At 68.5% G+C, this 21,837-nt stretch carries 19 protein-coding genes; 8 read left to right on the forward strand and 11 right to left on the reverse strand.

Annotated features, from left to right (window positions below):
- Positions 1-2: 2 nt before the first annotated feature.
- From FNZ56_RS08970 to FNZ56_RS08980, 3 genes are all read right to left on the reverse strand, one after another.
- On the reverse strand, positions 3-1,892 hold the full coding sequence (locus FNZ56_RS08970; RefSeq protein WP_143879510.1) for a M61 family metallopeptidase: 1,890 nt from the start codon (positions 1,890-1,892) through the stop codon (positions 3-5).
- Between the two features lie 48 nt (positions 1,893-1,940).
- Positions 1,941-3,827 carry a M61 family metallopeptidase gene (locus tag FNZ56_RS08975; protein ID WP_143879511.1) on the reverse strand — a complete coding sequence of 629 codons (1,887 nt, stop codon included), beginning with the start codon at positions 3,825-3,827 and terminating at the stop codon, positions 1,941-1,943.
- A gap of 109 nt (positions 3,828-3,936) precedes the next feature.
- Positions 3,937-4,734 (reverse strand): murein L,D-transpeptidase catalytic domain family protein, encoded by a 798-nt coding sequence (locus tag FNZ56_RS08980; RefSeq protein WP_143879512.1) that lies wholly within the window; start codon positions 4,732-4,734, stop codon positions 3,937-3,939.
- A 115-nt stretch (positions 4,735-4,849) separates the two neighbouring features.
- On the opposite strand from FNZ56_RS08980, the gene FNZ56_RS08985 reads away from it, so the two are divergent.
- From FNZ56_RS08985 to FNZ56_RS09000, 4 genes are read left to right on the forward strand one after another with little or no spacing between them, the layout of a single operon-like run.
- Positions 4,850-5,167, forward strand: a complete 318-nt coding sequence (locus tag FNZ56_RS08985; protein ID WP_143879513.1) for an I78 family peptidase inhibitor — start codon at positions 4,850-4,852, stop codon at positions 5,165-5,167.
- Entirely contained in the window at positions 5,164-5,418 is a 255-nt protein-coding gene (locus FNZ56_RS08990) for a hypothetical protein (RefSeq protein WP_143879514.1), read from the forward strand. Before FNZ56_RS08985 ends, FNZ56_RS08990 begins: the two co-directional genes overlap by 4 nt.
- 12 nt (positions 5,419-5,430) lie before the next feature.
- On the forward strand, positions 5,431-5,898 hold the full coding sequence (locus tag FNZ56_RS08995) for a ribonuclease domain-containing protein (protein ID WP_143879515.1): 468 nt from the start codon (positions 5,431-5,433) through the stop codon (positions 5,896-5,898).
- Positions 5,895-6,350, forward strand: coding sequence for a barstar family protein (locus FNZ56_RS09000; protein WP_143879516.1), 456 nt, complete (start codon positions 5,895-5,897; stop codon positions 6,348-6,350). The genes FNZ56_RS08995 and FNZ56_RS09000 overlap by 4 nt, the downstream gene beginning before the upstream one ends.
- Positions 6,351-6,357: 7 nt before the next feature.
- On the opposite strand, the gene FNZ56_RS09005 is transcribed toward FNZ56_RS09000, so the two are convergent.
- The 4 genes from FNZ56_RS09005 to folE all read right to left on the reverse strand — a co-directional run bounded on the left by FNZ56_RS09005 (position 6,358) and on the right by folE (position 9,372).
- Complete coding sequence (locus FNZ56_RS09005; protein ID WP_143879517.1) at positions 6,358-6,597, reverse strand: hypothetical protein; 240 nt, start codon at positions 6,595-6,597, stop codon at positions 6,358-6,360.
- Positions 6,598-6,674: 77 nt separating this feature from the next.
- Entirely contained in the window at positions 6,675-8,021 is a 1,347-nt protein-coding gene (locus FNZ56_RS09010) for a TCR/Tet family MFS transporter (protein WP_143879518.1), read from the reverse strand.
- A gap of 107 nt (positions 8,022-8,128) precedes the next feature.
- Positions 8,129-8,710, reverse strand: coding sequence for a DUF2239 family protein (locus FNZ56_RS09015; RefSeq protein ID WP_143879519.1), 582 nt, complete (start codon positions 8,708-8,710; stop codon positions 8,129-8,131).
- A 50-nt stretch (positions 8,711-8,760) separates the two neighbouring features.
- Entirely contained in the window at positions 8,761-9,372 is a 612-nt protein-coding gene (folE, locus tag FNZ56_RS09020) for a GTP cyclohydrolase I FolE (RefSeq protein WP_143879520.1), read from the reverse strand.
- A 170-nt stretch (positions 9,373-9,542) separates the two neighbouring features.
- On the opposite strand from folE, the gene FNZ56_RS09025 reads away from it, so the two are divergent.
- Positions 9,543-9,815 carry a BrnT family toxin gene (locus FNZ56_RS09025; protein WP_221933293.1) on the forward strand — a complete coding sequence of 91 codons (273 nt, stop codon included), beginning with the start codon at positions 9,543-9,545 and terminating at the stop codon, positions 9,813-9,815.
- Positions 9,775-10,059: a BrnA antitoxin family protein gene (locus tag FNZ56_RS09030; protein ID WP_143879521.1), complete on the forward strand. Its 285-nt coding sequence runs from the start codon at positions 9,775-9,777 to the stop codon at positions 10,057-10,059. The genes FNZ56_RS09025 and FNZ56_RS09030 overlap by 41 nt, the downstream gene beginning before the upstream one ends.
- Before the next feature lie 3 nt (positions 10,060-10,062).
- Here FNZ56_RS09030 and FNZ56_RS09035 read toward each other — a convergent pair whose 3' ends face one another.
- A complete protein-coding gene (locus FNZ56_RS09035; RefSeq protein WP_143879522.1) occupies positions 10,063-10,284 on the reverse strand; it encodes a hypothetical protein in 222 nt (73 codons plus the stop codon).
- A 169-nt stretch (positions 10,285-10,453) separates the two neighbouring features.
- Between FNZ56_RS09035 and FNZ56_RS09040 the strand changes: the two genes are divergently transcribed.
- Positions 10,454-11,149, forward strand: a complete 696-nt coding sequence (locus FNZ56_RS09040; RefSeq protein ID WP_143879523.1) for a class I SAM-dependent methyltransferase — start codon at positions 10,454-10,456, stop codon at positions 11,147-11,149.
- 490 nt (positions 11,150-11,639) lie between these two features.
- Complete coding sequence (locus FNZ56_RS09045) at positions 11,640-13,115, forward strand: DNA sulfur modification protein DndB (RefSeq protein ID WP_221933294.1); 1,476 nt, start codon at positions 11,640-11,642, stop codon at positions 13,113-13,115.
- Positions 13,116-13,272: 157 nt separating this feature from the next.
- On the opposite strand, the gene recD is transcribed toward FNZ56_RS09045, so the two are convergent.
- From recD to recC, 3 genes are read right to left on the reverse strand one after another with little or no spacing between them, the layout of a single operon-like run.
- Positions 13,273-15,117: an exodeoxyribonuclease V subunit alpha gene (gene recD / locus FNZ56_RS09050; protein ID WP_143879524.1), complete on the reverse strand. Its 1,845-nt coding sequence runs from the start codon at positions 15,115-15,117 to the stop codon at positions 13,273-13,275.
- A complete protein-coding gene (locus FNZ56_RS09055) occupies positions 15,114-18,458 on the reverse strand; it encodes a UvrD-helicase domain-containing protein (RefSeq protein WP_143879525.1) in 3,345 nt (1,114 codons plus the stop codon). Before FNZ56_RS09055 ends, recD begins: the two co-directional genes overlap by 4 nt.
- On the reverse strand, positions 18,455-21,736 hold the full coding sequence (gene recC / locus FNZ56_RS09060) for an exodeoxyribonuclease V subunit gamma (protein WP_185970707.1): 3,282 nt from the start codon (positions 21,734-21,736) through the stop codon (positions 18,455-18,457). The genes FNZ56_RS09055 and recC overlap by 4 nt, the downstream gene beginning before the upstream one ends.
- Between the last annotated feature and the right edge of the window lie 101 nt (positions 21,737-21,837).

The raw sequence follows: 21,837 nt of genomic DNA on the forward strand, positions 1-21,837 counted from the left end.
CGTCAGCGTCGCGGCGCGAGGATCGCGCCGAGCAGGTCCGGCGCGTTCACATCGCGCACGAGGTGCGGCGCGCGCAGGCCGTCGCGCCAGTCGATCTTCACCGTGCGGTAGCGTTCGCCCTGGCGAACCAGCAATTCGATCGGTTGCGTTGTCTCTTTCGCCACGGCGATCGCGCGTTGCAGGCGCTTCGCGTCGTAGTCTTCGCCGTTCACCGCGACCACGATGACGTCGCGCGCGAGCCCGGCCTTGAACGCGGGGCCGTCCCACACCACTTCGCCGATCGTGCCGCCGTCCCTGTCGATCTTGAGCCCCAGCGAATAGCGGAAATCGTCGACTTCGTCCGCGGTTTCGTTGTCCTCGACCGCGAGGTTGGGGGTCGCGTCGTAGCCCAGCTTCCAGCCGCCGCGTGCGATGCCGCCGAGCAACGGCTTGTCGCCGTCGAGGCGCTGGCGCAACCAGTCGCGCCAGCCGCCGGGCTGCACCGCTTCCAGCGTGGCGACGATGTCGTCGAAGCCGTAGGTCGAAACCGTTTCCACGTCCTTCGCGTTGGCGAAGAACCCGCGCGCGAAATCGTCCAGCGAACGCTTGCCGTTCGACAGTTCGCGGATGCGCGTGTCGACGTCCAGCCACAGCAAGGCGCCTTCGCTATAGAAGTCGTAGGCGCGCTGCCAGCTTTCCCAGGCCTGCGGCGCGTCGTTGAATTCGACGATGCCCTCGAACATCGTGTCCTGCAGGCTGCGCCAGTCGTGGCCGCGGCGCTGCGCCTGGGTCGCGGCGAGGTCGGCGAGCGTTTCGCGGGCCTGTTGCGGCGTCAGCAGGCCGGCGCGCGCGGCGAGCACGATCGACCAGTACTCGGTCTGGCCTTCGTACAGCCACAGCAGCTCGTTGCGCATCGGCACGTTGTAGTTCGGCGTCCACAGCATCGACGGACGCCGGAACTTGCCGTTCCACGCATGCGCATACTCGTGCGACAGCAGGGTGTTGTTGCCGAAGGGAGCTTCGCCGAGAAGATAGTCCGGCGGCGTGCCGTTCTCGCTCGACTGCCGGTGTTCGAGGCCGATGCGGCTGAAGGTGTCGGACAGCGCGAGCAGGAAATCGTAGTGCGCGAACGGACGCGTCCCGAATACCGTGTCGGCCTCGGCGACCAGCGCGCGGTGCGCGGCCAGCACCGTCGGCGAGATGTCGAGCTGTTCCGGATCGTCGGCGAAGGCGTCGAGGAACACCGGCTGCTTCGCATCGGCGTCCAGCGCGATGCGCTTGTAATTGCGCCCCGCATACACCGGCGAATCCACCAGCGTGGTGGCCGACACCGACGCGTAATGCAACGTGCCGCCATCGCGAGCGGCGACCTGCAACGCACTCGCCGATTGCCAGGCCTGCGGCAAGGTCAACGATGGTTCGACCCGGATCCGGTCCGTGTCGACACCGGCGGGATACAGCAACACGCGATGCCATTGCAGGTCGAGCATGTCCGGCGTCATCGCCACTCGGCCCTGGTCCTTCGCGGTCGGCGACAGGTACTGGAATTCGAGGTCGATCGCGTCGATTCCCTGCGGCACGTCGATGTGGAAGGCGTACATGTCCACGTCGTCGCGCGTCCACGCGATGCGCGCGCCGTTGCCACGCACGATCAAGCCGGCGAGCTGGTTGATCGGCCCGGTCGGCGAATGGTTGCCGGGGATCCATTTCGGATACCACAGCGTGAGCGGTCCCGGCCGCACCGGGATGCGTTCGCGCACTTGCTGGATGCGACGTTCGACATCGCTGGCATCGACCTGCAGGGAAATCGTGCCCGGCCAATCGGCATCGGCCACCGTCGACGGCACTTCCGCTTGCGCCCGCGATCCCGCCGTCGCCAGCAACAGGGCGAACGCCCATGCGAACTTCGCCATCGATGCTCCCCTGCGCGACCACGATGCGCGCATGCTAGCGCGGCGCAGTCACTTCCTCGCAGTGAGGATGGGCGTGAGGTAATCCGGCCGGCCTTCGATCCTTTCCAGTCGCGGATAGCGCAGGCCGCCGTGCCAGTCGATCTCCACCGTGCGGTAGCGGTCGAATTCCTTCACCAGCAATTCGATCGGCGCCGTGCCGTCCTTCGCCACCTTGATCGCATCGGCCAGCACGTCCTTGTCGTAGGCCTGGCCGTTCACCGCGATCACCTGCGTGCCGCTGCCGAGCCCGGCGTCGAACGCGGGGCTGTCCCAGCGCACGTCGCCGATGTTGCCGTCCTTGCCGAGCGACAGGCCCAGCGAATAGACGAAGTCCGCGCTGTCGCCGGCATTGGCCTTGGCGATGTCGCTGGGTTCGTCCTTGTAAACGAGGCGCCAGCCGCTGGCTTCGAGACCGCCGGTCAAACCGGTTTTCCCGTCGAGGCGTTCGCGCAGGAAGCTCGCCCAGTCATGGGGCAGCACGGCGTTCAAGGCCGCAACCACGTCGGCGAACGCGTAGGTGTCCTGGGTTTTCCATTCGCCATCGTTCACGCCGAAGAAACCGCGCGCGAAATCGTCCAGCGACTTTCGGTTGCCGGTTTTCGAACGGATCAGCGCGTCGGCTTCGAGCCACATCAGTTCGCCGCCGGAGTAGTAGTCCTCGCTCATCTGCCAGTTGCGGTAGGCGCGCGGCGCGCGCCTGGCGATGACCGGGTCGTTGGTGGTGTCCTGCAATGCGCGCCACTGCAAGCCGGGGCGGTTGTCGGCGTAGGTCGCGGCGACCAGCGCCAGCGCATCGCGCGCGGCCGGCAGCGGGCGCATGCCGCTGCGCGCGGCGAGCACGTTGCCCCAGTACTGGGTCTGGCCTTCGTACACCCACAACAGGCTGCCCTGCATCGGCACGTTGTAGTTCGGCGTCCACAGGTCGGCGGGGCGGCGGTACTTGCCGTTCCACGAATGCGTGTATTCGTGCGCCAGCAGGTCGTCGAAACCGACCTTCTCCTTCCACCCGGTGAAGTAATCGGTATCGGTGCCGTCCTCGCTGCTGCGCTGGTGTTCGAGGCCGTTGCCGCCCATCTGCTTCGACAGCGAGAACAGGAACTGGTAGTGGTCGTAGTGCTGCGCGCCGAACAGCTTCAACGCCTGCTCGACCAGTTTCTTGTGAACGGCGATCTGCCCGGGCTTGGCTTCGAGATACTTCGCCGCATCGGCGACGATGCCAAGGCGCACCGGCACCTTGCTCCCGGCCGGGGTCAGGTCGACCTGCTTCGCGTAACGACCGGCATACACCGGCGAATCGGCGAGGATGTCCAGCGGCACGTCGGCGTAATCGACGGTGTCGCCGCTGCGGCCCTGTTCGTCCAGCGCGGTGAACGCGGTCCAGCCGGCCGGATAAGTGACATGCGGATCGAACATGATCCGGCTCGCATAGTGTCCGGCGGGATACAGCAGGGTCGAGATGAATTGCAGGTTGAGCATGTTCGGCGCCATTACCACGCGCCCCTGCGAACCGCCCGTGGGCGTGAGGAACTGGAATCGCGCGGTGATGCTGGACACGCCTTCGGGCACGACGAGGTGGAACGCCGCGACCTCGACCGGATCGCGCTTCCAGTCCAGCTTCGCGCCGTTGGCTTCGAAGGTGATGCCGGCGACGTGGTCGATCGCGCCGCGCGGCGAATGCCCGCCGGGAATCCACACCGGATACAGCAGGGTCAATTCGCCCGGCTGCACCGGGATGGTTTCCTGCACCCGGAAGATGCGCTGCGACAGGTCGGTGGCATCGACTTCGAGCCGGATCGTGCCCGGCGCGTACGGCGTGTCCCGTGGCGCGGGGACTTCGGCGTGCAGCGTGCCCGCGAATGCGAGGGCGAGCAGGGAAAGCGGGATTCGACGATGCATCGCGAACGCGTCCTCATGGAACCGGGAACGTTCAATCCTCGGCGATCGCGCATGCCTGCGCCCCTGCCGGAAGCCACGGCGGGTGCGACCGATGCGAGGGCTCCGCCGGCTATGGCGCGGCAGTGACGACGCCGCTGCCGCCGAGCACGTGCACGCTGCGCGCCGCAGCGAGGATCTGGCGCGCATTGCGTCCGTCGCAGGCGAACGAGCGCGCGTTGTGCAGCCATTGCGCATCGTCGGCGTAGGCGAACAGCAGCTGGCGGTCCTTGAGTTCGTCGATCACCACCCGCGCGACCTGCTGGCGCAGCGCGGGGCAGCCATGGCTGCGACCGATCCGGCCCTGGCGCGCGGCAAGGTCCGGATCCACGTACCAGGCGCCATGCATGACGATGGCGCGGCTGCGCGCGTTGTCGTTGAAGCCGGGATCGAGCCCGTCCATGCGCAGCGAATAACCGTTGTCGCCGTCGTAGGTTTCCGCGGTGCGATACAGGCCGAGGCTGGTGGCGTGGCTGCCGTCGTTGTTCGAGAAGCGCGTGGCGAGGTTCTCGCCGCTGCCCTGCCCGTGCGCCACGTATTCGCGCTGCAGCAGGCGGTTGCCGGCGAGGTCGAACACCCACAGCCGGCGCTGCGTCGATGGCAAGGAATAATCGATCACCGCGAGCTTCGAAGCTGCGTCGACTTCACGAGCCGCCACCGCGCAGTCGCGCGCGGCCAGCGCCAGCGCCAGCACGCCGGGATCGGCTTCGGGCGCGAGTCGCTGCAACTGCGCCAGCGTCGCATCCTGCGGTGCGGGGCGCGGCGCGGGCACGGTGGTCGCGCGGGCGATGCTCGGGCGCGGTTGCGGGCCGCTGCAGCCACCGACCGCGAGCGCGGCGACCAGCGTGAAGGCGAAATGAAAGGGACGCATCGGCCGCAGGATAACGGCCGTTTCCGGCGGAGTCCTGAATGCGACGGGCCGCGTTCATTCCCCGCGGCACCGGTCGCGGCTAAAGTGCGATCGACGCCGCAGTTCGGGAAACGCCATGAAACGCCCGTTCCTGTTCACCATCGCCACCACCGCCCTCCTCGCCACCAGCACCGCCTGCACGCCGATGCCGCCGAAAGCCAACGCCACCACGCCATTTCCACCGCGCGCGATGCGCTGCCAGGCCGATCCGGGCCAGCAATACATCGGCCAGGTCGCGGGCGAGGAGGTGGTCGCGCAGGCCAAGGCCGCGACCGGCGCGGATTCGGTGCGCGTGCTCAAGCCGGGCATGGCCGCGACCATGGATTTCCGCGACGATCGCCTGAACCTGCACCTCGATGAGCACGACGTGATCGTGTCGGTGAATTGCGGATGAAATTCCGGATCGCCATTGCATTCGCGATCAGCGGCATCGCGCTCGCCGGTTGCCCGCGCGACCAGACGCCGACGCACGAGGACGCAACACCTGCGGAGCCTGCAACACCCGCGAGCATCGCGCCGCCGGCTTCGACCTCCATGCCGCCGGCGAACGAACCCAAGCTGCCACAAAGCGGGCGGGCGCGGGCACCGACGCCGGAACCCGATCCGCTGATCCCGCCGCCGTCGCCGCCACCGGTCGACCGCTGAGTCCGCGCACCGATGACACGCCGCACCTGGTTCTGGATCGGACTGCTGCTGCTCGCCTTCGTCGCGGGCAACTGGTTCGCCTCGCATCGCACCACGTCGAACGCGACGATTCCCGCTGCGTCGCCTACGACGACATCCGCATCGCCGCGCGAAGCGCCGGTTCCGCTCCCGCGCTCCGAACCCGCACCGTTGCCCGATGCCTCCGGCCTGCCCGCGGAAGCGCGCGACACGCTCGCGTCGATCGCAAGGGGCGGGCCGTTCGAACATCGGCAGGACGGCAGCGTGTTCCAGAACCGGGAACATCGATTGCCCGAGCGCCCGCGCGGCTTCTATCGCGAATACACGGTGGAAACGCCGGGCAGCGACGACCGCGGCGCGCGCCGCATCGTCACCGGCGGCGATCCGCCGAGCGAGTACTGGTACAGCGACGACCATTACCGCAGCTTCCGCCGCATCGACGCGCAGGGAGCCTTGCAATGAACACGCCGCTCGACCTGCGCGCGCTGTTGCTCGATCCGGCGAACAACGGCGCCTATTTCTTCGACCACAACGACCGCGAATCGCTGCTCGAGGCCGCGACCGAAGCCGGACTGCACGCCGCGCCGATCGATTTCGGCGGCTGCGCCGGCAAGCACGACGCGCTCGCTCGCATCGCCGCCGCGCTGCGATTCCCGGAGTGGTTCGGCGGCAACTGGGACGCGCTCGCCGACTGCCTCGGCGACCTGTCGTGGCTGCCTGAAGGCGGCCTGCTGCTGTCGTTCGACGACGCCTGGGACTGGCGCGAACGCGATGGCGAGGATTTCGCCACCCTGCTCGACATCTGCGGCGAGGCCGCGCAAGGCTGGACGCGCGAACGCAGGCCGTTCTGGGTGGTGATCCCGCTCGCGCCGGAACGGCTCGCGCGGCTGTCCGCCGACGACGAGGCCGACTGACCGCGCGTCAGTGCTTCTTGCCGAAGTCGATCGGTTCCGACGATTTCGAATCGTCGCTCGACCAGGTCGACTCGGTCTTGCGCTCGCATTCTGCCGCCACCGGTTCGCCCGGTCGGTTCGGCTGCGAGGTGCACAGCGGATTCGCATCGACCGCGGCATTGGTGTCATTCACTTGCATCGTGCCGCAGGCGGCGATGGCCGAAGCGACGAGGGACAACGCGGCGAGGCGCGGCAGGTTGTGGCGCATGGAACGCTCCCGGATCAGGGTCGACCCGGCGATTGTGCGCCACTCCGGCGGCCACGGGATATGCCGTTGGTGCCGCCTCAGCCCTGCAGTGACGGTTCCGTCGGCGCAGGTTCGCCCTCGCCCGCCGACGCCGGCGCCGCCTCGTGGTAGTGCGCCGCATCGGTGAAGCGCCAGGCGACGATCCACGCGCCGGCGAGCAACGCGGCCGCGACCAGGAACGCCACGCCCGGCAAGTGCACGGGCGTGTGCGGGCCGATGAAGAAACCGAACGAGCTGGCGAAGATCGCCGGCGCGACGATGCCCGCCAGCGATACCAAACTGCTGAGCGAACCCTGGATGCGGCCCTGCGCGTCGGCCGGTACCTGGCGCGTGATCAGCGCCATGGTCGACGGGCCGGCGATCGCCCACAGCGCGCTGATCGGCATGCCGACGAGGAAGATCCATCCGGTCGGCGCGAAACCGTAGATGAGGAAACCGGTCACGCCGCAGGCCAGCGCGAACAGCAGCGCGCGGCGTTCGCCCAGCGCCTTCACCACTCGACCGACCAGAATCACATTCACGATCACGCTGAGCACGCCGACCAGCGCCAGCACGTAACCGGCCTGCTTTTCCTTCCAGCCGTAGGCCACGTCGGCGAACAGCACGAACGTGCTCGGGTACACGTAGTGCGCGAAGTTGGCGATGAACACCACCGCAACCAGGCCCCAGATCTGCGGGAATTTGCGCAGCAACTTCACCCCGCCCATCGGCTTGGCGTGGTGCCAGTCGAAGTTCGGCGTGCGTCGTTCCTTCGGGTGCGATTCGGGCAACACGAACAGGCCGTAGCAGAAGTTCACCAGCGCCAGGCCCGCGGAGAACCAGAACGGCAGGCGGTGGTTGATGTCGCCGAGCACGCCGCCGATCAGCGGTCCGACGATGAAGCCCAGCCCGAAGGCCGCGCCGACCATGCCGAAACTCTTGGCACGCTGTTCGGGCGGGGTCACGTCGGCGATGTAAGCGTTCGCGGTGGTGAAACTGGCCGAGAACATCGCCGAGAACACGCGCCCGACGAACAGCCACGCCAGCGTCGGCGCCAGCGCCATCACGATGAAGTCGATGCCCAGGCCGAGGCAGGACAGCAGGATCACCGGGCGCCGGCCGAAGCGATCCGACAGCGCGCCCTGGATCGGCGCGGAGAAGAACTGGATCGCCGCGAACATGGTGCCGAACACGCCGATCCAGTACGCCGCGGTCGAGGCGTTGCCGCCGACGAATTCCTCCACCAGGTGCGGCAGCACCGGGATGATCACGCCGAACGCGATCACGTCGATCAGCACGGTGACGAAGATGAAGGCCAGCGCGGCCTTGCGTGCGCCGTTGGCAAGGGGTGCGTTCACGGGGAATCCAATTGGAGGGCTCAACTCATTTGTTTTGCCTCTCCCCATCGCGGATGGGGAGAGGATGCCGAAGGCGGGTGAGGGGCGCTTTTCGCGCCAGGCCTGCCCCTCATCCGCCCTGCGGGCACCTTCTCCCCGCATGCGGGGAGAAGGGTTCAATGCACGAACGCATCCGCCGCCAGCAGCGCGGCATGATCGCGCACATCCTCCGGCCATGTCGCGGTCCGTTCCTCGAAGCGCGCCACGTCGCCGGCGAACAGCGCGCGCGTCGCGTCCTCGTAGCCGGGCAGGTCGCCGGCCATCGCCTGCATGAAGCGATACGCCGACTCCTGCGCCGCGCGCCTGCGGTCGTTGCCGCCCGCGACCTTGCGCGCATCCTCGACCAGTTTCCGCAACGCCACCGAGGCGCCACCGGGCTGGGCCGCAAGCCAGTCCCAGTGCCGCGGCAGCAGGGTCACTTCGCGCGCGACCACGCCCAGTTTCGGCCGCCCCGGACCGCGCGCGGGCGCGGGCACGGGATCGGCCATCGGCACGGGCGCGGACAGCAGGCGCAGCAGTTCGCCTTCGGACAATTCCAGCGGCAGGTCGACCTGGCGCCCGCTGGCGTCCTCGAACACCAGCACCCGGCGCCCGCTGGCGAACGCCTGCCGGGCCTTCAGCGCGACATGGCGCAACTCGCCGCTGGCGATCCGGGCCGGGCCGGCGAAGGCGGTGCAACGCAGGGACAAGTCGGGCATGGCGCACCTCATGGACAAGGTGCGAATATTGCCCGGGTTAAATTAATCCGTCAATGGCCATTGCCGACCTCGATGAACCTCAGGAACTCGCCACGTGTGCGCGCATCCTCGCGGAAACTGCCCAGCATCTTCGAGGTCACCATCGACACCCCGCGCTTGTGGATGCCGCGCGTGGTCATGCATTCGTGCGCGCCTTCCACCACCACGCCCACGCCGCGCGGATTCAGCGCGCGCTGGATGCAGTTGGCGATCTGCGCAGTCATCTTTTCCTGCACCTGGAAGCGTCGCGCGTAGGCCTCGACCACCCGCGCCAGCTTGCTGATGCCCACGACCTTGCCGTCCGGCAGGTAGCCGACGTGGACCTTGCCGATGATCGGCGCCATGTGGTGCTCGCAATGGCTTTCGTACTCGATGTCGCGCAGCACGATCATCTCGTCGTAGCCGCCGACTTCCTCGAAGGTACGGGCCATGTAGTCGTCCGGGTCCAGCGCGTAGCCGCTGAACCAGTCCTGGTAGGCCTTGGCCACGCGCTTGGGCGTGTCGAGCAGGCCTTCGCGCGACGGGTCGTCGCCGGCCCATTTCAGCAGCGTGCGCACCGCGTCCTCGGCCTGCCGGCGAGTGACGTCGTTGCGGCTGTCGCCAGGGTTGTTGTCGTCGGACATGGCGGCTCCGATGCGAAGGCGGGCGGGCATGGTAGCGCGGCGCGATTCCAGCCCTTTCCGACGCCGTATCGCGGCGACTTCCCATTCGGTCGATCTGTGTCGTCCCAGACAGCGTGTCCACAGGCCCCTGCGGTCTTGACATTCGATTTAACGCATATGCAATAATTGCCGTGAACCATGACCCCGCCAAGCGCCGCCGGAACCTCCGCAAGCACGGCATCGACCTGCCGGGCTGCATGGCGGCGTTCGACGCGCCGATGGTCACCTTCGAGGACGACCGCGACGACTACGGCGAACAGCGGTTTGTCAGCATTGCGTGGGCGCACGGACGCGTGGTCGTGCTGGTGTGGACCGAACGCGATGACGGACCACGATTGATTTCATGCCGCGAGGCCAAATCCCATGAACGCGAAGCGTACTTCCGCGCGTACCCGCCACACTGATGTTCCCTACGATCCGGACGACCGGGAAGCGACGCTCGCATTCTGGAAGAACGCGATCACGCATACCGGGCTGGAGGAATTGCGCGCGAAACGCGGTCGTCCGGCGAAAACGCCGGAAGAGCGCAAAGAACAGATCGCGTTGCGCGTGGACAAGGACGTGCTGGACTGGTTCCGCGAAAGCGGACCCGGCTGGCAGACGCGAATGAACGCTGCGCTGCGCGCCTACCGCGACGCGAAAGACTGAGTTTCAGCCCACCGCTACGTGCGGAGCCGGGCCGCGCAGCAATCGCGCGGGCAGCATCAGCAGCGCGCCGAGGAAGGCGAACAGCGCGGTGAAGGTGATGCCGACCAGGCGGAACGGCAGCAGGATCAACCAGGCGAGCGGCCACAGCACCAGCGCCAGCAAGGCGAGCGGCCAGCACAGCACCAGCAGCACGCACCACAGCAGCAGGGCGATCAGGGTTTTCATCGATTGCGATCCGGTCGTTCGGCGCTGCACGCGCAGCGGGATCCAGCATGCGGACGGGGAATCGCGAATCGCAAGCGGATTGCGACGAAACGGGGAATGGGGCGATGAATGCTGCTGTCGCGCTTGACGTCTTCTGTATCGTGGAATCGAGCCTCAAGGAACTCGATTCATGGACCAGCACGAACTCGATGCCCTCTTCGACCAGCAGGCCGCCGGCTACGACGCACAGTGGGCGCGGATGGCGCCGATCCGCGATAGCCTGCTGTTCCTGCTGGAAACGGTGTTCGCCGACCTGCCCGAGGACGCGCGCCTGCTTTGCATCGGTGCCGGCACCGGAGCCGAGATCGCGTATCTTGCACAGCGTTTTCCACACTGGCGTTTCCTCGCGCTCGATCCGTCGGCGCAAATGATCGCCGCGTGCCGCGCGCGTGCCGAACGCGACAGTTTCGCGGATCGTTGCGAATTCCACGCCGGCGTGCTCGAAACGCTGCCCGGACGTGATGCATTCGACGCGGCCACTTGCTTCCTCGTGTCGCAATTCTTCCTCGATCCCGCCGCGCGCACCGCGTTCTTCGCGCAGATCGCGCAACGCCTGCGCCCCAGCGGAACGCTCGCGTGGGCGGATTTGGCGTGGGACATCTCTGCGCCCGATTACCCAGCGATGCTGCGGTTGTGGATGCGCGCCATGTCAGGCACTGGCCTCGATGCCGATGCGTTGGAACGCATGCGCGCCGCCTATGCGCGCGATGTGGCGGTCCTGCCGCCGGATCGCGTGGCGGAATTGGTCAGGGATGTCGGGTTCGACGCGCCGCTGCGCTTCCACCAGGCGGGGATGATTCATGGATGGTGCGCGCGGCGCGGGTGAGATAACTGCGTCGGAAACGTCCCTAGAAGATCTTGCGAATTGACTTCCTCTATCGAAACCGGGCGGGCGAAGGGGAAGGTGGTGATTAGCGTGCTCGATAACGCTGGCTGATCCGGGACCAGGTGTTTGTGGGCTGAGTTGTGGAGTCAATCCAGCCTCGGGCATGCCGCCGTACACACCTAGCCAATTACGGAACGAGTTCCGTAAACAAGAGATCACCAGCCCGCTCAACTAGAAGGCGAAGCGGGCAATCCGAAATCCGCCTACATGAGCGATGACGGTATCGGCCAGATCCTGCATGGCACGAATACGTTTGCAATCAAGAGTTTATCCGCCTGGGTAAAAATAAAAATGCCCCTGGTAAAAATTCCTTTGACAGAATAATTCACCAGGAGCATTATTTCCGTGCGCCAGGGGTTGCTGACCTGAGAAATCGGACCCCTTTCAGCGCAGCAGCGGCAATCAAATCAACTACTTACAGGAGAACTATATGTACCCGAAAAACGGCGAAATGCCTACCCCCATCGTTAGCGGTGGGGCGACCAGGGGCGGGCAGAGTCTGGACAGCCTGCTCGATTCTGGCGACGTGAACGAGACCGCGTTCAATGTGTTCATTGGCCACAACCTTGGGCACCGTGTCTTCACGATGTCCATTCCGTTCCGGAAGTTCAAAGAGATTTCCGCGGTAGCAAATGACCGCGAAGCTGGTCCCCTCGCGCAGCGTCCGCTCAACGAAGAACATGCGAAGAAGTTGGCCGTTTACATGGTCAAAGGCCTCATCTCCGCCGCAAAAATGCGTCGTATCGCTGCGAACCATCCCGTTCCGGAGATTTTTGACGAACTCATCCAAGTCCTTGGAAAGCAGCCCTACTTCTCCTTGCAGCCGCTTGTCTGCAACATTCGCAATGTTCCTCCTGGGGGATCTGGTGAGGGTGGGATTCGCGGTGATCGCAATGAAGACAAGAAGACGGGAGAAACCGCTTCATTCAAGGTCTTCCTTTCTGAGCGCCACACTCTTTGGGTAGTGGATGGGCAGCACCGCCGCCATGCGGCGGATATGGCCATGACTTTCTTGGAGACTGTCCGCAAGGAAGGTAAGTATCCGGGCAAGGGAGCCGTGCTGTTTCCTGAGAAGGGTAAGCCTGTCTCCGAAGCCGAAATGTTGGTCTGGAATGAGGCGTACGAGGCGGCTCGGCAGTTCGCGACGCTGACAGTTGAAGTTCATCTTGGGCTGGATATTGAGCAGGAACGCCAGCTCTTCCACGACCTCAACCGCCTCGGCAAGAAGGTGGATGCCTCGCTCGCCTTCCAGTTTGATGGTTCAAACCCCATCACGTTGTTCATCAAGGACAAGTTGTCGGGAGAACTCGGTATCGCGCTCACTGATCATGAGCCTAAAGACTGGTCGCAGGACACGGGGGCAATCTTGTTGAAGGACGCGGTTGCCATCAACGCCATCGCATTTTTGAACAAGGGTAATGTGAGTGGCGCTACTCCTGCGGTTATTGAGCCTCGCGAACAGGTCGTCATTGATTTGTGGAGCAGGATCAACGAAATCCCTGATTTCGGAAGCCACCAGGCGAAAGAGAAGACCGTTGCGGCACAGCCTGTCGTCTTGAAGGCAATGGCAAAAATCGCGTATGACTTGAACTTCAGCAACCGCAGGCCTGAGAACTCTGACGAGCTGTTCCAGCAGTTCTTGGAGCGCCTGCCATCTGTGGACTTCTCTCACGAGAATCCGATTTGGAACTACTACGGACTCACCCAGGGGAAGCGGCTGGGTGCCGGACTCGATGGCCTGGCCGACTATCTCCCCGAAGAAGTTCCCGGAGTGAATCGGGACATTGGCTCCATGCAGGGTGATTTCATGCGTTTCGGTGCCAAGCACAACGACATTTTCCCGATCCTTGGCGACATGCTTCGCTGGGCGACGGGTTTGCCGAGCCGTAGGGCGAGTGCTGATTGAACTGCCGCAGCATGATGTTGCGTTTGTTCTAATCGTCATTGAGTCATTTCGCAGGAAACAACAGGGGCGGATTTCCGCCCCTGTTGTTGTTGCTAGAACCGGCGCTCTGTTGCCATTGAGCAATGGAAGAAAAAATGGTCAGGCTCAATTCCTGTCCTTACTCCAACCTCCACCCCAACCCCGACACCCTTCCCGCATGCCGCGCCAGCGCGGCCTCGATCGCGTCGGCGCTGCCTGCAATGTGCAACGCGCTGCGCGCGCGGGTCAGGCCGGTGTAGAGCAACTCGCGGCTGAGCACGCGGCTGTCCGCGCGCGGCAGCAATAGCCACACCGCATCGAACTCCGACCCCTGCGCCTTGTGCACCGTCGTCGCGAACGCGGTGTCGTGCTGCGGCAACTGCCCCGGCGACCAGGGGCGCAGGCGCCCGTCCTGTTCGAACCAGACCACGGGGCTGCCGTCGGCGTCCGGCCAGCACACGCCGGTGTCGCCGTTGAACAACCCGTGCCGATAACTGTTGGCGGCGACCATCACCAGCCGCCCACGGAACCACGGATCGCCGCCACCGAGGCGTTGCGCGAACCACGCGTTCCACGCGTGCGCGCCGCCGGGCCCGTGGCGCAACGCGGTGAGCACGCGCACGCCGGTGGCGAGGCGCAGCGCGGCCTGCGGATCTTCGGCCTGCGCGAGCGCGCGGTACTGCGGCAGCACCCCGGTTTCGAGCCGGCGTTCGAGCACATTCGCACCGAAACCGGATGCGCCGGTGTCGAGCCAGTGCACGCCATCGCCGCCGGCGCGCAATCGTTCCAGCACTTCGTCGGCATCGCCGTGTTGCACGCTGCGCGCGAGCGCGGCGATGCCGGCGGCATTGGCCTGCCGATAACCGCGCACGAGATGGACGCGATGGCCGGCGAGCGGCGCGGCATGGTCTTGCCCGGGTTCGAACCCTGTTTCCGGCACCGTGGCTTGCAATGCTTCGCTCGCGGCGCGCGCCAATGCGGGCGGCAGCGATTCGCCATCGCCGGCGGCGGCGCACAACGCGCCGAGCACGTCGCCGGCTTCGACCGCGGGCAACTGGTCCGGATCGCCGAGCAGCACCAGCCGCGCGGCGGGCGCGACGGCATCGACGAGCTTCGCCATCAGCGGCAGGTCGACCATCGAGGCTTCGTCGACCACGACGACGTCGAACGGCAAGGGCAGCGACGCGTCGTGGCGGAACGCCCCGCTGCGCTGCCAGCCGAGCAGGCGGTGCAGGGTCTGCGCCTGGCGCGGAACGCGCGCGGCGATGTCGGCACCGAGGCGGCCCTCGGCGACATCGCGCGCGAGCGCATCGGCGACCGCTTCGGCCAGGCGCGCGGCGGCGCGGCCGGTGGGCGCGGCCAGCGCGATGCGCAGGCCATCGCTGCGCGCGGCAAGCAGCGCGAGCATGCGCGCGACGGTGGTGGTCTTGCCGGTGCCGGGGCCGCCGGTGACCAGCGCGAGGCGCTGGCGCAGCACCAGCCACGCGGCCAGCGCCTGGCGATCGAGCGTGCCCGGCCGCAGTGCGAACAGGCGCGCGAGCGCGGCGTTCTCCGCGGGATCGCCGGTCGAAACAATTCCGGAACCGGCGTCGCCGCTGCGCGCGCGCAGGGCATCGGCGAGGCCTTTTTCGTAGCGCGCGTAGCGGCGCAGCGCGACCAGCCCGTGCTGGAACACCAGCGGCGCGGAGGCGTCGGGATCCGCGCCGACCAGCGGACTCGCGCGCAAGGCGTCGGCCCAGGCGCCGGCGTCCGGCAAGGCGACATCCGCATCGGCGCCGACACCGAGTTCGTCGAGCAAAGCGCGCGCGTCGTTCAATGCAAAACCGCTGTGGCCCAGCGCCACCGCGCGCATCGCCAGCGCGCCGGCGAGCTGCACGTCCGCGCTGGCGCCCATGCGCCGCAACAACCGGGCGAATGCGCGGTCGACCTCGCGCAGCGCACCGGCGCGCGCGAGCGCGGCGATGGCGTCGGACAGCGCGTTCATGCCGCGCCTCCGTCGAACAGCGCGTCGAGGCCGTCGACCAGCGCCTGCGGCGGACGGTCGCGGTGGATGCCGTGGCCCTGCGCATCGCCGCCGCGCGGGGCGATCCCCCTCAGGAACAGGTAGACCGCGCCGCCGAGGTGCCTGGCCGGGTCGTAGGCAGCGCCGAGGCGCAGGCGCAGCCAGCGCTGCACCGCGACCAGGTAGATCAGGTATTGCAGGTCGTAATCGCTGTCGGCGACCGCGTGCGCGCAGGACGCCGGCGAATAGTCGGCGAGGCGGTTGGTCTTGTAGTCGAGCACCCAGTGCGCGCCGTCGTCGTCGCGGTAGAGCAGGTCGATGTAGCCGTGCATCAGGCCTTCGATGCCGCCGCGCGAAGGCGTGGTCGCATGCGCGTAGCCGTGCGCGGCGAGCAGTGCGTGCAAGGCCTGCAGGCGGGTGGCGCCGAGGCGGAAGTGGAATTCCATTTCCGCCACGCGTCGCGTCGCCGGCAGCCGCGCGAGCGTGGCGGCGCCCGGCAACGGCGCGTTGAGCGCGCGCGCGACCAGGTCGGCGACCTGCGCGGCGGCCTCGGGCGTGCGCGGCAGGTCGTGGCGGGCGAGCGCCTTGAGGATGGCCTCGCGCGCGGCCGCGTCGGGCGCTTCGGCGACGCCGTCCCACGCAGCGAAATCGGCCGTTTCCAGCGTTTCGTGCACGACGTTGCCGAAATCGGCGCCGCCGAGCGGCTTCACCCCGTCGCCGGCCGCGGCCACGACTTCCAGCGTCGCCGGTGCCGCGGCTTCGTCGTCGGCGCCGCGCGCGGGCAGCGATTCGCGGCGATGGCTGCGCAAGCCGGAGAAGCTGTACTGGCCGCCGCCGCGCGGCAGGGTCGCGCTGGCGACGCGGGCTTCGGGCGTGCCCGCGTCCGCGGTGCGCAAGGCATCGCGCGACACCGCCGCCGCGGGCACCGGCGAGGGCATCGGCCGGACTTCGATCGCGCCGCTCGATGCGCGCGCCAGCGTTTCGATGCGTTCGCGCATGCCGTCCGGCTGCAGCGTGTCGTGCTTGCGGCCCGCCTTTTCGGCGCCGTGCAGCAACCAGTGCAGCGCGCTGTCGTTGGAATCGTATGTGTGGCCCCAGCTGAGGTGCAGGGCGTAGCGCGCGCGGGTCAGGCCGACGTAGAGCAGGCGCAGGTCCTCGGCGCTTTCATCGATTTCTTCCCGCGCGATCCATTCGTCGTGGTGCGCGGGGCTGCCGAACACCATGGCTTTCGCCTTGCCGGAACCACGATGCAGGTGGAAATAGTTCGCCGGCGCGCCGTCGTCGTCGCGCACGCGGCTGCAGCGCAGGCCTTGCGGCGCGAATCCATCGGCAAAGGCGGTGAACGGCAGGAACACCACCGGGTATTCCAGCCCCTTGGCCTTGTGCAGGGTCAACACCTGCACCGCGTCGGCGTCGGCATCCAGGCGCAACGCCAGCTCGTCGCCCTGCGGCGGCGCGGCGCACTGGCGCGCGAACCAGCGCAGCAGGCCGTGCACGCCGTGGCTGTGTTCGCCCTGCGCCTGCAGCAGTTCGGCCAGGTGCAGCGCATCGGTGAGCAGGCGCGTGCCGCCGGTTTCGGACAGGCGCGCGGCGGCGGCGGCTTCGCCGATGAACCGACCCTCGAGGAAGGGCAGCAAGGCCGGCAGCGGGCCGCGCTGCTGCCAGGCGAGGCCGGCGGCTTCGAAACGCGCGCGCCACGCCGGCAGCGCCGGGACGCCGTCCGCGTCGACGGCGTCTTCCAGCGCGGCGATCGCCGCGGCATCGAAGCCGAGCAGGCGCGTCGCCAGCGCCGAGCGCAGGCGCGCGTCGTCGCCCGGGTGCGCGCAGGCTTCGAGCAAGCGCAGTACTTCGCCCGCGGCGTCGGCGGCGAACACGCTGTCGTTGCCCTGCACCGCGGCGCCGATGCCGGCGGCGGCCAGCGCGTCGCGCATCCATTCGGCCTGCTTGTTCCTGCGCACCAGCACCGCGATGTCGGAGGCGCGCAGCGGGCGTTCGCCATCCTTTCCGCGCAGCGTGCCGCGTTCGAGCAGGCGCACGATTTCGCCGACGGTGGTGGCGATGGCGTCGCGTTCGTCCTCGCCCTTGGACCGCTTCTTCTTCGACGCATCGCCCGGCGGCGGCAGCCAGTGGATCGTCAATCCGGGCGGCGATGCGCCATCGACGCGCAGCGCGTCCTCGTCGTCGGCGCGCGCGGCGACGACCGGGTGGAAGGCGATGTCGGAACGGAACGGCTGCGGCGATTGCGCGAACAGCGCCTCGATCGCGGCGAGCACCGCCGGCCGCGAACGATAGTTGGTGTCGAGGCTGCTTATATTGGACATGCGCTCGCCGCCATGCGCGCGCACCTCATCGCGCGCGGCGAGGTAGGTGTCGAGGTCGCCGCCGCGGAAGGCGTAGATCGCCTGCTTCGGATCGCCGACCAGGCCGAGCAGCGGCATCGCGCCCGCATCGCGCTTGAAGCGCGCGAGGCCGGCCTGGTACAGGCCGCGGAAGATCGCCCACTGGCGGGTATCGGTGTCCTGGAATTCGTCGACCAGCGCCACCGGCCAGCGCGTCGCCACCGCCGCGGCGAAACGCGGCTCGCGCATCGCGACGTGCATGCGTTCGAGCAACTGGTCCTGGCTGCGCTGGCGGCGGCGCGCAAGCGTGGCCTCGAAGCGTTCCCGCGCCTGCGCGCGCAGCGCGTGCAGCCATGCGGCCGCGTCGGATTCGTTCGCCGCGGGCAGCAGCCGCCGCGCCGGATCGCACAGGCCGGGCAGGTTGCCGGCGAGGTCGCCGGGCGTGTTCCACAACGCGCGCAATTGCCGCGCGTCTTCGGGCAAACCGAGGTTGGCGCCGCGCCACAGGTCGGCGGCGACCTCGTCCCAGGCCTCGCGCGGATCGTCGATCACGTCCTCGTCGCCGATGCTGCCGGCGATGAAGCCGTATTCGCGCAGCGCGCGCTGGCAGAAACCGTGGATGGTCGAGACCGCGGCTTCGTCGAGCTGCACCAGCGCGGCGGCGAGGCGCATGCGCACCGTCGCCTCGTCGCCGTTGCGGATCGCCTGCGCGAGGATCGCCGCGGTCTGCCGTTCCTCGTCGTCGCGCGCCGCTTCGCCGCCGAGCAGGCGCTCGGCACCGCGCAGGCGCCGGCGGATGCGTTCGCGCAATTCGGCGGTGGCGGCACGGGTGAAGGTCACCGCCAGCAGTTCCGGCAAGGCGACGCCGCGCTCCAGCAGCAGGCGCAGTATCCACGCGGTCAGGGCGAAGGTCTTGCCGGTGCCGGCGCTGGCCTCGACCAGGTGCAGGCCCGACAGCGGCAGCCGCAATGCGAGCTCGCTCATGCCGCGCCTCCGTCGAAGACGCGCTGCGCGAGCGTCACGAATTCGTCGCCGAGCGCGTCGTCGCGCGCGGCCAGCATGTCGCCGCCGCGGAACGCGAGCCGGAACCACGGATCGTGGCCGTCGCCGTAGCCCTGGTAGCCGGAGAAGGCGGCGACCGCCGCTTTCCACGCATCCGCGTCGCCTTTCTCCTTCAATGCGCTGGAATACGCATATGCGGCGTCGGGCGCGAACGGCAGCGGCCGCGTCATGCCGTCGTCGAACATCGCGACCAGGCCGGCGATTCGATCGATCGCCGCTTCGCGCGCCGTCGCCGGCATGTCCTGCTGCTGCAGTTCGAGTTCGCCGTCGCGCGTTTCCTCGATCCAGAACACGCGCGTCCGCGCGCGTTCGCCGAGGACCGTGGCCAGCGCGAGGTGCTCGACCTGCGCGCGCAGCCAGTGCTTGCCCTTCATACTGCCGGCGAGCGCGACCGCGCGGCGGCCGTCGTGCACCTCCGGCAGGCGGATGTCGAACGCCACGCCGGGCAAGGCCAGCGAGGCCTCGATGCGTTCGCCCGGCGCATCGCCCCGCCATTGCGCGATCGCTTCGCGCAGCAGGGTGGCGCGCATGCGCGCGTGCGCGGCGGCGCCGGTGCCTTCGTGGCCCGGCGGCAGCAATCCGCGTGCGCGCAGTTCCGCATCGTCCAGCGTTTCGGCGACCAGCGCCGTGACCAGCGCATGCCGTTGCAGTGCGTCGTCGCCCTGCGGTTCGCGGTCGGCGTCGCGCGCGTCGTCGCGCCAGGGCAGCGCGAGTTCGAGCCGGCCGCGCAGGAACGCGCGCGGCGGATTGCGCAGGAAGGCCTGCAGTTCCGCCAGCGACAGCGAACGGTCGCCTTCCACCGACGGCGGCGGCAGGGGCGCGGCGGCGAACACGGCCGGTGCGCGCAAGGCACGCTGCGTCGATGGCTGCCGCCACGCGGCGCGATACGAGAATCGCCGCGCATCGCCGGCACCGAAGGCCTGCGCCGAGAACGGCTGCAGCGAATGCGACAGCAGCAGCCGTTCGCGCGCATCGACGCCGGCGGGCAGGCAGCGCTGCGCCACGTCGAGCAGCTCGGACACCAGCGCCGAGGGCTCGCGCACGCTGCCGTCGCGCGCGTCGCGGCCGCCGTAACTCAGGTAGAACGCGTCGCCGGCCGCGGCCAGCAGCTGCAGGAACAGGAAGCGGTCGTCCTCGCGCACCGAACGGTCGCCGAGCTTGCGCGTTGTTTCCGCGGCAAGGCGGTTGATGTCGCCCGGCGGTTCGCGCCGCGGGAACGCCTCGGCGTCCATGCCCAGCAGGCAGACGACGCGGAACGGGATGGTGCGCAGCGGCACCATGCCGGCGAACGTCACGCCGCCGCCGAGGAAGGGCTGGTGCGGCGACGGTGCCTGCAGCGCATCGCCGAGCGCGGCGCGCACCACGTCCAATGCCAGCGGCCCGGCATCGGCGGCCTGGGTCGCGAAGCCGTCGAGCGCTTCGCGCACGATCCGCCGCGCCGCCTGTTCCGCATCGTCGGCCGGCGCCTTCGGCAACAGCGCGGCGAATTCGGCCGCGAGCCGGTCGCGCCATTCCGTGGCCGGATGTTCCTCGCGCATCCACGTCGACAATCGGTGCAGCCGCGCGAGCAGGGCGAACAGCGCATCGAGCCGTTCCGCATCGGCGCCTTCCGCCACGGCGCAGGGCGCGATGAGGTTGCCCGCGGAATCGGGGATGTCTTCGCTGTCGTCGCCGGTCGCGTAACCGAGCAGCAGGCGGTCGAGGCCGAACGCGAAGCTGTATTCGCGCCAGCGGCCGAGGCCGAGCGCTTCGCGCTGCGCTTCGTCCTCGCCCCAGGCGATGCCGGCGACGGCGAACCAGTCGCCGAGGCGATCGAGGTCGGATTCGGACAGGTCGAACGCGGCCATCACCTCCGGCACCGCCAGCAGGTCGCGCACTTCCGACGCCGTGCGCCGCGCGTCGCGCAATTCCAGCAGCGACAGGAACAGCCCGACCAGCGGATGCGCCTGCGCCTGGGGCCGATCCGACAGCGTGTAGGGAATGTGCAACGGATCGTCGGCGGGGATGCCGCCGAACACCGCGCGCGCCAGCGGCAGGTAATCGCCGATGTTCGGCGCCAGCACCGCGATCTCCTGCGGCCGCAACGGCGGATTGAAGCGCGCGCCTTCCGGCGTCGCCGGGTCGAGCATCGCGCGCAGGCGGTCGTGCAGCACCTCGACCTCGCGCAGCCGCGAATGGCAGGCGTGCACCTGCAAAGAAGAATCCGCTTCGTCGAAATTTTCGAGCGGCCGCGGCGCGGCGCGTTCGAACGCATCCGCCTGCAGCGCATGCAGCAGGGTGTCGCGCGCCGGCGCTGCGTACAGTTCGACCTCGCTCGCCGGTTGCACCAGATCGTAGGCGAACAGCTGCGCGTCGAAGTCGCGCCCCGCCGCGCCCCAGGCCTGCAGCAGCGGGTTGTCGTGCTGCGCGGCCGCGAGCGCCGCGGGCAGGGCGTCCACGCCGTCGCGCCGCAGCACGCCGCGCAACGCCTCGACGTCGCCCCAGTATTCGGCGCTCGGCGTCGGCCGGTGGAAATCGAGTTCGATCGACTGCGCGCAGACCGCGAGCAGCCGCAGCACGTCCGGCGACACATGCACGGTCGCGAACGCGGTCAGGCGCGCGGGCAATCCGGGCGGCGCGGTGCCGCTGCCGTCGTGGCGGCGCAGCCAGTCGCCGAGCAGGCGCGAGCGCGGCGGGCCGGCGCCATCGGCCAGCAGCCGCCGCCACAGTTCCGCCTGCCAGTCGTCGGGTGCCCCGCCCGCTTCCCAGTCTTCCAGCCACGACCGGCGATAGGCCTGGTAGCGGTCGAACGTCGACGCCAGCGATTCCGCCAGCCGCCAGCGCGCCAGTGCACGCGCACCCGTCGCGCGGTCGAGGTGTTCGCGCACGTCGGGCGGCGCGTCGTCGCCGAGCAGCGCGTACAGCCGCCAGCGCAGCCGCGCACCGTCCCAGGGCGAGGTTTCCGGCAGGCCGGCCACGTCGGCGCGCAGCAGTTCCCAGGTGAATTCCGATGGGGTCGGGAAGCGCAGGTTCGCGGCGATCCCCAGCTTGCGCGCCAGCCAGGCCTGCAGCCAGCGGCGCAGCGTCGGCTGTGGGATGAGGATGGTCTCCGGCGCCAGCGGCGCGTCCGCCGCGAGCGGGCGCGACAGGCGTTCGGCCAGGTGCGCGGCGAGCGCATCGAGCCGGTTGCTGGATACCAGATGGAATTCCCCCGCCTGCATCCTCGAATGATGCCGCAGCGCCGTCGCATCCCGCGCGATGCGTCCGCGGTGCCGCGCGGATGCGACAATGCCCCGGCTCCGGCCGCATTCAGCCGGAACTC

The sequence above is a fragment of the Lysobacter lycopersici genome (assembly GCF_007556775.1).
Lineage (GTDB): Bacteria > Pseudomonadota > Gammaproteobacteria > Xanthomonadales > Xanthomonadaceae > Pseudoluteimonas > Pseudoluteimonas lycopersici.

What these genes read in the sequence shown, in the direction of transcription:
- FNZ56_RS08970 (WP_143879510.1), bottom strand. Translation starts at nt 1,892, where the DNA reads ATGGCGAAGTTCGCATGGGCGTTCGCCCTGTTGCTGGCGACGGCGGGA.
- FNZ56_RS08975 (WP_143879511.1), bottom strand. Translation starts at nt 3,827, where the DNA reads ATGCATCGTCGAATCCCGCTTTCCCTGCTCGCCCTCGCATTCGCGGGC.
- FNZ56_RS08980 (WP_143879512.1), bottom strand. Translation starts at nt 4,734, where the DNA reads ATGCGTCCCTTTCATTTCGCCTTCACGCTGGTCGCCGCGCTCGCGGTC.
- FNZ56_RS08985 (WP_143879513.1), top strand. Translation starts at nt 4,850, where the DNA reads ATGAAACGCCCGTTCCTGTTCACCATCGCCACCACCGCCCTCCTCGCC.
- FNZ56_RS08990 (WP_143879514.1), top strand. Translation starts at nt 5,164, where the DNA reads ATGAAATTCCGGATCGCCATTGCATTCGCGATCAGCGGCATCGCGCTC.
- FNZ56_RS08995 (WP_143879515.1), top strand. Translation starts at nt 5,431, where the DNA reads ATGACACGCCGCACCTGGTTCTGGATCGGACTGCTGCTGCTCGCCTTC.
- FNZ56_RS09000 (WP_143879516.1), top strand. Translation starts at nt 5,895, where the DNA reads ATGAACACGCCGCTCGACCTGCGCGCGCTGTTGCTCGATCCGGCGAAC.
- FNZ56_RS09005 (WP_143879517.1), bottom strand. Translation starts at nt 6,597, where the DNA reads ATGCGCCACAACCTGCCGCGCCTCGCCGCGTTGTCCCTCGTCGCTTCG.
- FNZ56_RS09010 (WP_143879518.1), bottom strand. Translation starts at nt 8,021, where the DNA reads ATGGGGAGAGGCAAAACAAATGAGTTGAGCCCTCCAATTGGATTCCCC.
- FNZ56_RS09015 (WP_143879519.1), bottom strand. Translation starts at nt 8,710, where the DNA reads ATGCCCGACTTGTCCCTGCGTTGCACCGCCTTCGCCGGCCCGGCCCGG.
- folE (WP_143879520.1), bottom strand. Translation starts at nt 9,372, where the DNA reads ATGTCCGACGACAACAACCCTGGCGACAGCCGCAACGACGTCACTCGC.
- FNZ56_RS09030 (WP_143879521.1), top strand. Translation starts at nt 9,775, where the DNA reads ATGAACGCGAAGCGTACTTCCGCGCGTACCCGCCACACTGATGTTCCC.
- FNZ56_RS09035 (WP_143879522.1), bottom strand. Translation starts at nt 10,284, where the DNA reads ATGAAAACCCTGATCGCCCTGCTGCTGTGGTGCGTGCTGCTGGTGCTG.
- FNZ56_RS09040 (WP_143879523.1), top strand. Translation starts at nt 10,454, where the DNA reads ATGGACCAGCACGAACTCGATGCCCTCTTCGACCAGCAGGCCGCCGGC.
- FNZ56_RS09045 (WP_221933294.1), top strand. Translation starts at nt 11,640, where the DNA reads ATGTACCCGAAAAACGGCGAAATGCCTACCCCCATCGTTAGCGGTGGG.
- recD (WP_143879524.1), bottom strand. Translation starts at nt 15,117, where the DNA reads ATGAACGCGCTGTCCGACGCCATCGCCGCGCTCGCGCGCGCCGGTGCG.
- FNZ56_RS09055 (WP_143879525.1), bottom strand. Translation starts at nt 18,458, where the DNA reads ATGAGCGAGCTCGCATTGCGGCTGCCGCTGTCGGGCCTGCACCTGGTC.
- recC (WP_185970707.1), bottom strand. Translation starts at nt 21,736, where the DNA reads ATGCAGGCGGGGGAATTCCATCTGGTATCCAGCAACCGGCTCGATGCG.